Source organism: Streptomyces sp. NPDC058671 (assembly GCF_042716475.1).
Classification (GTDB): Bacteria; Actinomycetota; Actinomycetes; order Streptomycetales; family Streptomycetaceae; genus Streptomyces.
This window is the reverse complement of record NZ_JBHXSA010000024.1, coordinates 108,973-120,359: the sequence shown is the minus strand read 5'-3', so window position 1 is coordinate 120,359 and position 11,387 is coordinate 108,973. Positions and strand designations below refer to the sequence as shown.

The following is an 11,387-nucleotide window of genomic DNA, read 5'->3' as shown; positions in this document are numbered from 1 at the left end:
TGGGCGTCGGCCCCCCGTGGGTTTGCCCGGGGCGGGTTCTCTCTTCCCCCGCGGGGCGGCCGCCGCCCCCCCCCCCCCCGGCGGGCGGGCCGCCGGGGGTGCGGGCGCGGCCGATGCGCTCCTGTGGTCCGGGAGGCGCGGTGTGTCAGGTCGTCGACGGCCTTCGTGCCGCGCCTGCGGCCTTTCTCGTCAGCCTCGGTTCCCGCCGCCGTCGAGTGCGTCGACGATCGCCGCCGAGAAGGCGTCGAGGTCGTCGGGCGTGCGGGAGGTGATCAGGGGGTGGGTGCCGGAGGTGTCGACGACGACCTCCTGGTCCACCCACTCGCCCCCGGCGTTCTCCAGGTCGGTGCGGAGCGACGGGTAGGACGTCAGCTTCCGGTCCCGGGCAAGTCCGCTGTCGACGAGGAGCCAGGGGCCGTGGCAGATGGCGGCCACCGGCTTGCCGGCCTCGGCGAAGGCCGAGACGAGGCGTCGTGCGTCGTCGTCGGTGCGCAGCTGGTCGGCATTGAGGGTGCCGCCCGGTACGACGACCGCGTCGAACCCGTCGGCCGTGGCCTCGGTCAGGGTCGTGTCGGCCTGGACGGCGGAGCCCGGCCGGCGGTCCGAGACAAGGGTCTGAACGGGCTCGTCCTTCTGCGCCGCCACCGTCACGCGGGCGCCGGCCTCGCGCAGGACGGCCATCGGCTTCTGGAGCTCGTCCTGCTCCGTCCCGTAGTTCGTGGTGAGGACGAGGACGTGCTTTCCGTCGAGGGCGGGCTTTCCGTCGAGCGACACAACGTGTTCCTCTCTTGCGGTTCCTGCGGTCCTACCCCCCGTCGTCTGTACGGCTGACCCCCTGCGCGCCGATCAAACCTGTCGAAAGCGAGAGGAGTTCCGCAGCGCACATGAACTGGTGCAGATGGGGGAAACCCCGACGCGGCGAGGCGGGGATCCCTCGACAGGGAAGACCTCGTGCCCGGGGCGCCCCGTCCGGAGGGCGTTCACGCACGTCCGCCCTGGATACGCCTGCCCGCATCCACCCTGGCCTCGAATGCAGTAGTGGCGACGACACGCATGTACGAATTACGGCAGAATCGTGTCAAACATCACCATAACGGGCATCCTCCCTTCAGGACGTTCGACTGACGGGACCCCCGCCGCTCCCGCCCAGGGCAGCGACGCAGGCCCACCGCCACCGTCGAAGGAGCTTTCATGTCCACCGTCGGAGACCGCTCGGCCACCTCGCCCCACGCGCCGGAAGCCGCAGGTCCGCCGGGAGCCGTGACGCGTCGGGCGGCGCTCGACGGCCTGCCCGAGCCGACCCGCCCCACCGCCGTCTCGACGGACGACGCCCGGACGCTCTCCGTCGCGCTCTTCGAGCGGCTGCGGGTCCTGGAAGAGGGAACCCCGGAGCACGCCTATGTCCGGAACACCCTGGTGGAGCTCAACCTCAGTCTGGTCAAGTTCGCCTCCCGCCGGTTCAGGAACCGGGCGGAGCCCGTGGAGGACATCATCCAGGTCGGCACGATCGGTCTGATCAAGGCGATCGACCGCTTCGACCCCGGGCGCGCCGTCGACTTCTCCGCCTTCGCGCTGCCCACGATCGTCGGCGAGATGAAGCGCTTCTTCCGTGACACCAGCTGGGCGGTACGGGTGCCCCGGCGCCTCCAGGAGATGCGGATCGACCTGGCCAAGGCCGCGGACACCCTGGAGCAGGGCCTCGGTCGGCGTCCGAGCCGCGCGGAGCTGGCCGCGCAGCTCCACCTGACGGAGGACGACGTCACCGAGGGCCAGCTCGCGGCGCACGGCTACGCCGCCCGGTCCCTCGACGTCCCCGCGGGGGACGAGGAGTCCGCCCCCGGCGCGAGTCCGCGGCACCTGGCTGCCTGCGAGCCCTCGTACGAGCTGATCGAGTCCCTCACCTCGTTGCGGCCGCTGCTCGACCGGCTGCCCGAGCGGGACCGGACCATCCTGGAACTGCGTTTCGGCGAGGAGCTGACCCAGGCGGAGATCGGCAAGCGGATCGGCCTCTCCCAGATGCATGTCTCGCGTCTGCTGACCCGGATCCTTCAGGAGCTCAGGACGGGTCTTCTCCAGGAGGACCCCACTGAGGACGAGACGGACGGCTGACCTCCAGCCACACCACTTTGCCCGTCGCTCCCTGTCCCCTGTCCTCGCTACCCCAGTCGCCGGCCAGCCGGTCGAGCACCATGAGCCCGTGACCGCCGGGCAGCGCGGGCGACCGGGCCTGCTGGACGCGCGGGTGCTCGGTGCTGGTGTCGGCGACCTCGACCCGCAGCCCGCCCCGCCCGTGCCGCAGGACCAGTTCCTCCGGACCGTCGGCGTGCAGACACGCGTTGGTGACGACCTCGGACACCAGGAGCAGCACGTCCTCGACCCGCTGCTCCGCCTCCTCGGTCTCCGGGGGAATCCAGCCCCAGTCCCTCAGCGCGGCGGCGGTGAAGTCCCGGCACCTCGCCACCACGCCCCGGGTCCCGTACAGCGCGAGCCGGCGCACCTGCTCCGGGAAGCCGTCAACGCTCTCGGGCATGTCATCCGCCGCCTTCGCGGCCGCGTCCGGCGAGTGCCTCGTCCGTGCTCTCGTACACCTCGAACACGCTGCGGGCGCCGGTGATCTCGAACATCCGGTGCACCGGTTGCCGCAGGCCGGAGAGTTCGAGCCTTCCGCCGGCCTCCATGATCCGCATACGGGCCCTGAGCAGCACGTTGAGTCCGGAGGAGTCGCAGAAGCCGAGGCCGGAGCAGTCGACGATGATCCGCCCGCTGCCGTCCCCCTGTTCCAGGGCCTCGCGCAGCGGCTCGACGCCGTCGCGGTCGAGCTCGCCCGCCAGCACCAGGACGACGGCTTCACCGCCCGGCACGGGCCGGACGTCCACCGCGAACCGGCCGGGCAGGCCTCCCTCCCCTTCTCCCGCACGCTCTTCGTCCACCATGCGCTCACCAGCCTTCTCTGTACCTTTTGCCCTTTCTCCACCTGTCCCATGCGCCCGCGCCGCCCGGGCGTCTGCGGTCACACGGAGCGGGTGCGGTGGGGCCCGGCGTCGGGGCCGCTCAGGGGGGCGTGGCCGCGGGTGCCGTGGCACGCGGACGGCGCCCGTACGAAGTGCGGGCGCCGTCTGGAAGCGGGGTGCGCGGGACCGGGGTCAGGCGCGGACGATGTTCTCCGCCTGCGGACCCTTCTGGCCCTGCGTGATGTCGAAGGTCACGGCCTCGCCCTCGTTGAGCTCGCGATAACCGTTGCCCGAGATGTTGGAGTAGTGAGCGAAGACGTCCGGTCCGCCGCCGTCCTGGGCGATGAAGCCGAAGCCCTTCTCGGAGTTGAACCACTTCACGGTGCCGCTGGCCATGCTCGTCCTTCTGGTCAATCCGGCAGCGGCCCCGGTGTCGGTCCGCTGCGGCGCCCTCTTGCGGGCGTCCACTGCAGTCCTCCCCCACCCCGCCCGTCCCTACACTCACCATTCCGATCTTCTTACAGGACGTCTCGCACGGCCGGGCGGGCCGTCACTCCACCGACTCCCACCACGCTCCGCCGCGGGTGTCCCCGGCGGCCGGAGCATCGGTCACTCCCTCGCGGAGGGCGAGCCGGGAGACGATGCGGTAGCGGTCGCCCCGGTAGAGCGAGCGGACGTACTCGACGGGTCTGCCCGTGGTGTCGGAGGTGGTCCGGTCGAAGAGCAGGGCGGGCGAGAGGACCGGTACGCCGAGGAGCGCCGCCTCCTCCTCGCTCAGTACGGTCGGCTCGATGGACTGGACGGCGTGGGCGGTCCGGATGCCGCGCTTCTCGCGCAGGAAGGCGTAGAAGCCGCCCTCCATGTCGGCGGCGGTGAGTCCGGGCACGAGGTCGGCCGGGAGGTACAGGTGTTCCAGGGCGATCGGGGCGCCGTCGACCTGGCGGAGTCGCGTGACGTGCACCAGCTCCGCCGCCGGGGAGAGCGTCAGCTTGCGGCCGATCCGCGCACCGGCCCGTACGGTGCGGAGTTCGAGGACCGTGCTCGTCCAGGCGCCGCGGCCCCGGGGCTCGCCGGGCGCCCGGTGCTCGGCGACCAGTTCCTGGGTGATCTTGGCGGGGGCGACGAACATGCCCCGTCCGTGCTCCCGGACCAGCAGGCCGGTGGCGACGAGTTCGTCGACGGCCGCGCGCAGCGTGGGGCGGGAGACCCCGAGGGTGGCGCAGAGCGTGCGCTCGGAGGGGATGGCGTCGCCGGGGCGGCGTCCGTCGATCACGGTCAGCAGATGCTGCCGCACCCGCTCGCGTTTGAGCTCCATCGCGTCCCCTCCCCGGTGCGCCGTCGGCGGGAGGGTCCCCTCCCCCGCGGTTTTCCCGTGCGCCGTCGGCCGGGGGTCAGTATGCATCTCCTTCGGTCGAGGAGGTCACGAGACCGTCGCGGGTGAAATCGAGCCGGGAGACGATCCGGTAGCGGTCGCCGCGGTAGACCGAGTGGACGTATTCGACGGGGCGGCGGGCGGTGTCGAGGGTGAGGCGTTCGATCAGCAGCGCGGGCGAGAGGACGGGGACGTCGAGGAGCGCGGCCTCGTCCTCGCTGACGACGGTGGGTTCGATCGACTGGGTGGCCTCCTGGACGTGGACCCGATGGTGCTCGCGCAGGTGGTCGTAGAGGTCGCCGGCTTCGAGTTCCTCCGGGGTGAGGGCGGCGCCCACCAGGTCCGCAGGGATGTGCAGGTGCTCGATGGCCATGGGCGCGCCGTCGACCAGCCGGAGCCGGGCGACGTAGAGCAGTTCGGCGGCGGGTGAGAGGCGGAGTCTGCGTCCGATGCGGGCACCGGCCCGGACGGTGGCGGACTCCAGGACGGTGCTCGACCAGCTGCCCGAGGCGCGCGGGACGGTGAAGGCCGCGTCGTCCGGGGCGAGTCGCTGGGTGATCTTGGCGGGGGCGACGAACATGCCGCGGCCGTGCTCCCGTACCAGGGCGCCCGTGGCGACGAGTTCGTCGACGGCGGCGCGCAGCGTGGGGCGGGAGACCCCGAGGGTGGCGCAGAGGGTGCGCTCGGAGGGGATCGGGTCGCCGGGGCCGCCTCCTTCGATGAGGCCCAGCAGGTGCTCCCGAACCCGCTCCCTCTTCAGCACTCCGCTGGAGGAGCCGTCCTTCATGCCACTCTCCCTGACTGGTCAACTGGTAAGTCCGATACTAACGGGGTCCGTTGTGCTGTCGATGGGTGAACAGCTCATGTTTTTCAAGGGATTGACGGCTCCATCGGTCCGTGCCACCTTCTGGTCACACACCTGACCACTTGACCAATTGGTCAACCATGCATCGAGGTGCCCGTGAAGACTCGTCCCCTCTCCGGCCCTGTCGCCCTCGCGGCGGCCGTCGCACTCGCCGCCACGGCCTGCGGCGGTCCGGGCGACCCGGTGACCTCCGGCGGACCGGAGAAGGTCACCGTATGGATCATGAAGGACAGCGTCACCGACGCCTTCCTCGACCGCTTCCGCTCCGGCTTCGAGGCGGAGCACCAGGACATCGACCTCGACATCCAGATCCAGGAGTGGGACGGCATCGGCGAGAGGGTCACGGCCGCCCTCGCCAGCAAGGACGCCCCGGACGTCATCGAGGTCGGCAACACCCAGGTCGCGCAGTACGCGGCGAGCGGCGGCGTGCGCGACCTCAGCGCGAAGACCGCCGAGTTGAACGGCGCCGACTGGCTTCCCGGCCTCGCCGAACCGGGGAAAGTGGACGGCAGGCAGTACGGCATCCCGTGGTACGCGGCCAACCGGGTCGTGATCTACCACAAGGACCTCTTCGCCAGGGCGGGCGTCACCGCGCCGCCGAAGACGCAGGCCGAGTGGCTCGCCGTCACCGCGAAGCTCGACCGGGGCGCCACCCAGGGCATCTACCTGCCCGGCCAGAACTGGTACACCCTGTCCGGCTTCGTCTGGGAGGAGGGCGGCGACCTCGCCGTCCAGGACGGCACGACGTGGAAGGGGGCGCTCGACACCCCGCAGGCCCTCGCGGGCATGGACTTCTACCGGAAGCTCCAGGCACTCGGCAAGGGCCCCAAGGACTCCGACGAGGCCAAGCCCCCGCAGGCCGAGGTCTTCGCCAAGGGTGACGTCGCCCAGATCATCGCCGTCCCCGGCGGCGCGAAGATCGTCGAGGAGATCAACCCCGCGCTGAAGGGGAAGCTCGGCTTCTTCCCCGTCCCCGGCAAGTCCGCCGAGAAGCCCGGCGCGGTCTTCACCGGCGGCTCCGACCTCATCGTCCCGGAGGCCTCGACCCACCCCGACGCCGCCTACGAGGTGGTCGAGGCACTGGCGGGCGAGAAGTGGCAGACGGACATGGCGCGGACCATGAGCTACGTCCCCAACCGCACCTCCCTGGCGCATGTCATCCAGGACGACGAGGGCACGGCCGCCATGGCCGCCGGCGCCGCCCGTGGCCGGGCGACACCGAACTCCCCCCAGTGGGCGGCCGTCGAGGCCACCAACCCGATCAAGCAGTACATGACGGCCGTGCTCACCGGCACCGATCCCGCACGGGCGGCCGCGACCGCGTCGCAGAGCATCACCAGGACGCTCGGCTCGTGAGACGGCCGAACGGGCCGGCCCTCTGGCCCTACCTCCTGGTGGCCCCGACGGTCGTCGGCGGGGTGCTCCTCCTCGCGTACCCCCTCGTCCGCAACCTGCTGATCTCCCTCCAGGAGTACGGCATGGGCGAACTCATCCGCGGTGACGCCGGGTTCGTGGGGCTGCGCAACTACCGGACGGTCCTGGCCGACCCCCAGTTCTGGGAGGTCGTCCGGCGCACCTTCTGGTGGACGCTGGTCAACGTCACGCTGATCATGGTGATCGGCACCCTGGTCGCCCTGATGATGCAGCGGCTCGGCCGGTGGGCGCGCGTCCTGGTGACGAGCGGGCTCGTCCTGGCGTGGGCGAGTCCGGTCATCGCCACCACGACCGTCTTCCAGTGGCTCTTCGCCTCGCGCCTCGGGGTGGTCAACTGGGTTCTCGTCCGGCTCGGGTTCGAGTCCTTCGAGGGCTACTCCTGGCTGGCCGACGGTCCCGCCGCGTTCACGGTCCTGGTCCTGCTCGTGGTCTGGCAGTCGGTCCCCTTCGCCGCCATCACCCTGCACTCGGCCCTGCTGACCGTTCCCGCGGAGCTGTACGAGTCGGCCCGGCTCGACGGAGCCGGTGCCTGGCGGATCTTCCGCTCGGTGACGCTGCCCCTCCTGCGGCCGATCTTCGGTCTCGTCCTCTGTCTGGAGGTCATCTGGGTCTTCCGGTGCTTCGCCCAGATCTGGGCCGTGACCAAGGGAGGGCCCGGCGAGGCGACGACCACCCTGCCCGTCTACGCCTACCAGGTGGCCAGGTCCCTGCACCGCTACGACCTCGGGGCGACCGTCTCGACCCTCACCGTCCTCCTCCTCGTGGCCGTGCTCCTCGCCTACTTCCGCCAGATGCTCCGACAGGAGGCCGACCGGTGACACCGCGCGCCCTGCGCCGACTCCCCCTGAACACCGCCGCGGCACTCGTCTTCGTCCTGGCCGTCTTCCCGGTGTACTGGATGGTCCTCACCGCCTTCAGGCCGACCCGTGACATCCAGTCCGAGACGCCCCGGTTCCTGCCGGGCTCCGTCACCCTGGAGCACTTCCGCCACGCGGTGGCGGCGGACGGCTTCTGGATCTTCTGGCGCAACAGTCTGCTCGTGACCGCCGGGTGCGTCCTGCTCGCGCTCGTGGTGGCGCTCGCCGCCGCCTTCGCCGTCGCCCGGATGCGCTGGCGCGGCAGGCGGGGCTTCATCCTCATGGTCTTCCTCGCCCAGGTGGCGCCGTGGGAAGCGCTGTTGATCCCGATGTACGTCATCGCCCGGGACTCCGACCTGCTCGACCGGCTCGCCACCCTCAGCCTGGTCTACTTCATGATCACCCTGCCCTTCACCATCGTCACCCTCCGCTCCTTCCTGGCCGCCGTCCCGGCCGAGCTGGAGGAGGCCGCCCAGGTCGACGGCTGCACCCGCGCCGCCGCCTTCCGGCGGGTCACCCTGCCCCTGCTCGCTCCCGGGCTGCTCGCGACCTCGCTCTTCGGGTTCATCACCGCCTGGAACGAGTTCGCCTTCGCCAACATGCTGATCATCAAGAACCAGGACGACCGCACCCTGCCGGTGTGGCTCTCGTCCTTCTCCAACGTCTTCGGCACCGACTGGGGCGCCACCATGGCCGCCTCCACCCTCTTCGCCCTGCCCGTCCTCGTCCTCTTCCTGGTCCTGCAAGGCCGGGTCGCCGCCGGAATGACCGGCGGAGCCGTGAAGGGATAACGCCCCGCGATGCCCCTGCCCCGACTCGTTCCCGAACCCACCCAACTGTCCTCCCTGCCCGGCACGTTCACCTTCGACGCCACGACCGCCCTCAAGGTCTCGCCCGGCGCCGACGCCGCCGCCCGACTGCTCCGCTCCCTCCTCCGCCCCGCCACCGGGCTGCCGCTGCCCGCGAGGTCCGACGGCTCCGTCGTCCTGGCCGTCGACCCCGCCCTCACCGGCCTCGGCGAGGAGGGGTACGGCCTCACCATCGGCGCCGGAGGGGTGCTGCTGCGGGCCGCGCGCCCGCAGGGCCTCCTCGCGGGCGTCCAGACGCTGCGCCAGCTCCTGCCCGTCGAGGCCCTCCACGGCGAGCCCGTGCCGGGCGTCGCCTGGTCCGTCCCCTGCGTGCAGATCACCGACGTCCCCCGCTTCCCGTGGCGCGGCTCCATGCTCGACGTGGCCCGCCGCTTCCGCCCGGTCTCCTACCTGCGGCGTTACGTCGACCTCCTCGCCCTCCACAAGCTGAACGTGCTCCATCTCCACCTCACCGACGACCAGGGCTGGCGCATGCCGGTCGCCGCGCTCCCCCGGCTCACCGAGGTCGGCGGGCTGCCCCACGGGGGGGCCTACACCCACGCCGAACTCACCGGCCTCGTCACGTACGCGGCGGAGCGCGGTGTCACCGTGGTGCCCGAGATCGAGATGCCCGGCCACGTCCGGGCCGCGCTCGCCGCCTACCCCGAACTCGGCAACCACCCGGGCCGCGCCTATGACGTCTGGGACCGGTGGGGCGTCTGCGACACCATCCTCGGCGTCCACGACGAGGCCCTCGACTTCTGCCGCACCGTCCTCGACGAGGTCATGGACGTCTTCCCCTCCCCGTACGTCCACATCGGCGGCGAGGAGTGCCCCACCACCGAGTGGCACACCTCCCCCGCCGCCCTCCGCCGGGCCGCCGAGGAAGGCCTGCCGGGCCCCGACGCCCTGCACGGCTGGTTCATGGAGCGGGTCGGACGCCACCTCCTGGACGCCGGCCGCGTGCCGCTGTCCTGGACCGAGAACGGCGCCGACCTCCCCCCGTACTTCACGGTCATGCCCTGGCGGGACGCCGACCACGGCCGTACCGCGGTCCGGCGCGGCCACCGGGTCGTCATGGCACCCCACCGGACCACCTACCTCGACTACCCGCAGTCAGCCAGCCCGGCGGAGCCGCCCGGCCAGGCCGGTGAGGTCGTCGACCTGCGCTCGGTCCACGGCAACGACCCGGCGCCCGCCGACTGGACGCCCGAGGAGTCCGCCCGGGTCCTCGGCGCCCAGGCGCAGCTGTGGACCGAGTACGTGCCCACCGACGCGCACGCCGAATACCTCACGTTCCCCCGGCTCTGCGCCCTGGCCGAGGTCGTCTGGACGGGCCGCCACGACTGGCCCGGCTTCCAGGACCGCCTGCGCCACCACAGGACCCGGCTCGACACCCTCGGGGTGCCGCGCCGTCTCGCCCCCACGTCCCCGTGACCACCCCCGTACCCCCGCTCCATCCCGACCAAGGAGAGGAATCCCCCATGAGCGACCCGACGACGAGGACCAGGAAGCTGCGGCTCCGCGCCGCGCTCGCCGCCGCCGCGGTGACCGGGCTCGGCGCCACCGCCCTCACCGCGCTCCCGGCAGCGGCGGCAGGCGAGGCCGTCACCGTCCAGTACCGGCAGAGCGCCACCGGGAGCGACCAGGTCGAACCCTGGCTCAAGGTGGTCAACACCGGTACGGCGAGCGTCCCGTTGAGCCAGGTCAAGGTCCGCTACTACTTCAAGGCCGACGCGGGAGCCTCGTACACCTACGCCTGCTCCTGGGCCGTGAAGGGCTGCGCGAACCTCACCGGGACCTTCGGCACCCTGGCCCGTCCCACCGCGACCGCCGACCGCTATCTGGAGGTCGGCTTCACCGCCGGCGCCGGTACGCTCGCCCCTGGCGCGGACACCGGTGACATGCAGCTGCGCTTCCACCGCTCCAACTGGCAGCCGCTGAACCAGAACGACGACTACTCCTTCGGGCGGGACAGGACCACGTACGCCAACTGGTCCAAGGTCACCGCGACCGTGGGCGGCGTCCCGGTCTGGGGCACGGCCCCGGCGGGGAACGAGCCCACCCCGACGCCCACGGACCCGACGACGCCTCCGCCCACGGGAGGAGCGGCGCTCTTCGACGACTTCGACTACACCGGTCACACGGACCCGTCGATCAACGCCCACGGCTGGAGCGTGCGCTCCAACTCCGGCGGTCCGGGCGTGCCCGGCGCGACCTGGGCCCCCGAGAACGTCACCTTCGCCAAGGAGGGCACGAACTCGATCATGAACCTGCGGACCTCGACCGCCGGGACCGGCGAGTCGACCCGGCACACCGAGATCCTGACCCGGGCGTCGAAGTTCAGGAACGGGACCTACGCGGCGCGCGTGCGGTTCTCCGACGCGCCGCTCTCCGGTCCGGACGGCGACCGCGTCGTGCAGACCTTCTTCACCATCAACGACCTCAAGGCGCCGATGGCCGACGACTACGCCGAGTACGACTTCGAGTACCTCCCCAACGGCGGTTGGGGCGAGCCCGCCAACATCCTCTACACCACGTCCTGGGAGACCTACCGGCCCGACCCGTGGGAGGCGGTCAACGCGCACTCCGAGGTACGGGCGAGCTACGCCGGCTGGCACGACCTCGTCCTGACCGTCGACGACCAGGCGATCGTCTACTACGTCGACGGCCAGGAGTTCGGCCGGCACGACGCGCGCTACCTGCCCGAGCGCCCGATGTCGATCAACTTCAACCAGTGGCTGATCGACCTGGCCGGGCAGACGTCGACGACACCGCGTGCCTACGACCAGAAGGTCGACTACGTCCTGCACGTGAAGGACCAGGTCCTGACACCGGCCCAGGTGGCCGCGAAGATCGGCGCGTACCGCTCGGCGGGCACCACCTTCGAGGACTCGGTGCCGGCCTCGTAGCAGCGGGGCGGGTGCGGTAGGCGGGGGCCGGGCCACGGGACGACCGTGGTCCGGCCCCTCCGCCGTGCACCAGGGCGGTGCCGTCCGTACGCCCGAGCGAGACGATCACTCGTTGGTGAGTTGCTCCGCCGTCACGTCGGGCACGCCG

The 11,387-nt window shown here is 71.6% G+C and carries 12 protein-coding genes; 6 read left to right on the top strand and 6 right to left on the bottom strand.

Features of this window, described 5'->3' with window-relative positions; translation table 11 throughout:
- Positions 1-189 precede the first annotated feature (189 nt).
- Positions 190-774 (bottom strand): type 1 glutamine amidotransferase domain-containing protein, encoded by a 585-nt coding sequence (locus tag ACFWV2_RS26660; RefSeq protein WP_384408503.1) that lies wholly within the window; start codon positions 772-774, stop codon positions 190-192.
- 417 nt (positions 775-1,191) lie between these two features.
- On the opposite strand from ACFWV2_RS26660, the gene ACFWV2_RS26655 reads away from it, so the two are divergent.
- Positions 1,192-2,109 carry a SigB/SigF/SigG family RNA polymerase sigma factor gene (locus ACFWV2_RS26655; protein WP_384408501.1) on the top strand — a complete coding sequence of 306 codons (918 nt, stop codon included), beginning with the start codon at positions 1,192-1,194 and terminating at the stop codon, positions 2,107-2,109.
- On the opposite strand, the gene ACFWV2_RS26650 is transcribed toward ACFWV2_RS26655, so the two are convergent.
- The 5 genes from ACFWV2_RS26650 to ACFWV2_RS26630 form a co-directional block, all read right to left on the bottom strand.
- Entirely contained in the window at positions 2,057-2,530 is a 474-nt protein-coding gene (locus ACFWV2_RS26650; protein ID WP_384408499.1) for an ATP-binding protein, read from the bottom strand. The two genes, ACFWV2_RS26655 and ACFWV2_RS26650, sit on opposite strands and share 53 nt — an antisense overlap.
- Position 2,531: 1 nt before the next feature.
- Complete coding sequence (locus ACFWV2_RS26645; RefSeq protein WP_384408497.1) at positions 2,532-2,933, bottom strand: STAS domain-containing protein; 402 nt, start codon at positions 2,931-2,933, stop codon at positions 2,532-2,534.
- A gap of 210 nt (positions 2,934-3,143) precedes the next feature.
- Positions 3,144-3,347, bottom strand: coding sequence for a cold-shock protein (locus ACFWV2_RS26640; protein WP_360796293.1), 204 nt, complete (start codon positions 3,345-3,347; stop codon positions 3,144-3,146).
- A 154-nt stretch (positions 3,348-3,501) separates the two neighbouring features.
- Positions 3,502-4,266, bottom strand: coding sequence for a GntR family transcriptional regulator (locus ACFWV2_RS26635; protein ID WP_384408494.1), 765 nt, complete (start codon positions 4,264-4,266; stop codon positions 3,502-3,504).
- 76 nt (positions 4,267-4,342) lie between these two features.
- The gene (locus tag ACFWV2_RS26630) at positions 4,343-5,110 is read right to left on the bottom strand and encodes a GntR family transcriptional regulator (RefSeq protein WP_351218422.1); all 768 of its coding nucleotides are present in this window, start codon (positions 5,108-5,110) and stop codon (positions 4,343-4,345) included.
- 174 nt (positions 5,111-5,284) lie between these two features.
- Here ACFWV2_RS26630 and ACFWV2_RS26625 point away from each other — a divergent pair, with 174 nt between their 5' ends.
- The 5 genes from ACFWV2_RS26625 to ACFWV2_RS26605 are packed head-to-tail and all read left to right on the top strand — an operon-like array spanning position 5,285 to position 11,239.
- A complete protein-coding gene (locus ACFWV2_RS26625) occupies positions 5,285-6,544 on the top strand; it encodes an extracellular solute-binding protein (protein WP_384408492.1) in 1,260 nt (419 codons plus the stop codon).
- The gene (locus ACFWV2_RS26620; RefSeq protein WP_384408490.1) at positions 6,541-7,440 is read left to right on the top strand and encodes a carbohydrate ABC transporter permease; all 900 of its coding nucleotides are present in this window, start codon (positions 6,541-6,543) and stop codon (positions 7,438-7,440) included. The genes ACFWV2_RS26625 and ACFWV2_RS26620 overlap by 4 nt, the downstream gene beginning before the upstream one ends.
- A complete protein-coding gene (locus ACFWV2_RS26615; RefSeq protein WP_384408488.1) occupies positions 7,437-8,270 on the top strand; it encodes a carbohydrate ABC transporter permease in 834 nt (277 codons plus the stop codon). Before ACFWV2_RS26620 ends, ACFWV2_RS26615 begins: the two co-directional genes overlap by 4 nt.
- Positions 8,271-8,279: 9 nt before the next feature.
- A complete protein-coding gene (locus ACFWV2_RS26610; RefSeq protein WP_384408486.1) occupies positions 8,280-9,764 on the top strand; it encodes a beta-N-acetylhexosaminidase in 1,485 nt (494 codons plus the stop codon).
- A gap of 47 nt (positions 9,765-9,811) precedes the next feature.
- Positions 9,812-11,239 (top strand): cellulose binding domain-containing protein, encoded by a 1,428-nt coding sequence (locus tag ACFWV2_RS26605; protein WP_384408484.1) that lies wholly within the window; start codon positions 9,812-9,814, stop codon positions 11,237-11,239.
- The last annotated feature ends 148 nt before the right edge of the window (positions 11,240-11,387 follow it).

What these genes read in the sequence shown, in the direction of transcription:
- ACFWV2_RS26605 (WP_384408484.1), top strand. Translation starts at nt 9,812, where the DNA reads ATGAGCGACCCGACGACGAGGACCAGGAAGCTGCGGCTCCGCGCCGCG.
- ACFWV2_RS26640 (WP_360796293.1), bottom strand. Translation starts at nt 3,347, where the DNA reads ATGGCCAGCGGCACCGTGAAGTGGTTCAACTCCGAGAAGGGCTTCGGC.
- ACFWV2_RS26630 (WP_351218422.1), bottom strand. Translation starts at nt 5,110, where the DNA reads ATGAAGGACGGCTCCTCCAGCGGAGTGCTGAAGAGGGAGCGGGTTCGG.
- ACFWV2_RS26635 (WP_384408494.1), bottom strand. Translation starts at nt 4,266, where the DNA reads ATGGAGCTCAAACGCGAGCGGGTGCGGCAGCATCTGCTGACCGTGATC.
- ACFWV2_RS26655 (WP_384408501.1), top strand. Translation starts at nt 1,192, where the DNA reads ATGTCCACCGTCGGAGACCGCTCGGCCACCTCGCCCCACGCGCCGGAA.
- ACFWV2_RS26610 (WP_384408486.1), top strand. Translation starts at nt 8,280, where the DNA reads ATGCCCCTGCCCCGACTCGTTCCCGAACCCACCCAACTGTCCTCCCTG.
- ACFWV2_RS26650 (WP_384408499.1), bottom strand. Translation starts at nt 2,530, where the DNA reads ATGCCCGAGAGCGTTGACGGCTTCCCGGAGCAGGTGCGCCGGCTCGCG.
- ACFWV2_RS26645 (WP_384408497.1), bottom strand. Translation starts at nt 2,933, where the DNA reads ATGGTGGACGAAGAGCGTGCGGGAGAAGGGGAGGGAGGCCTGCCCGGC.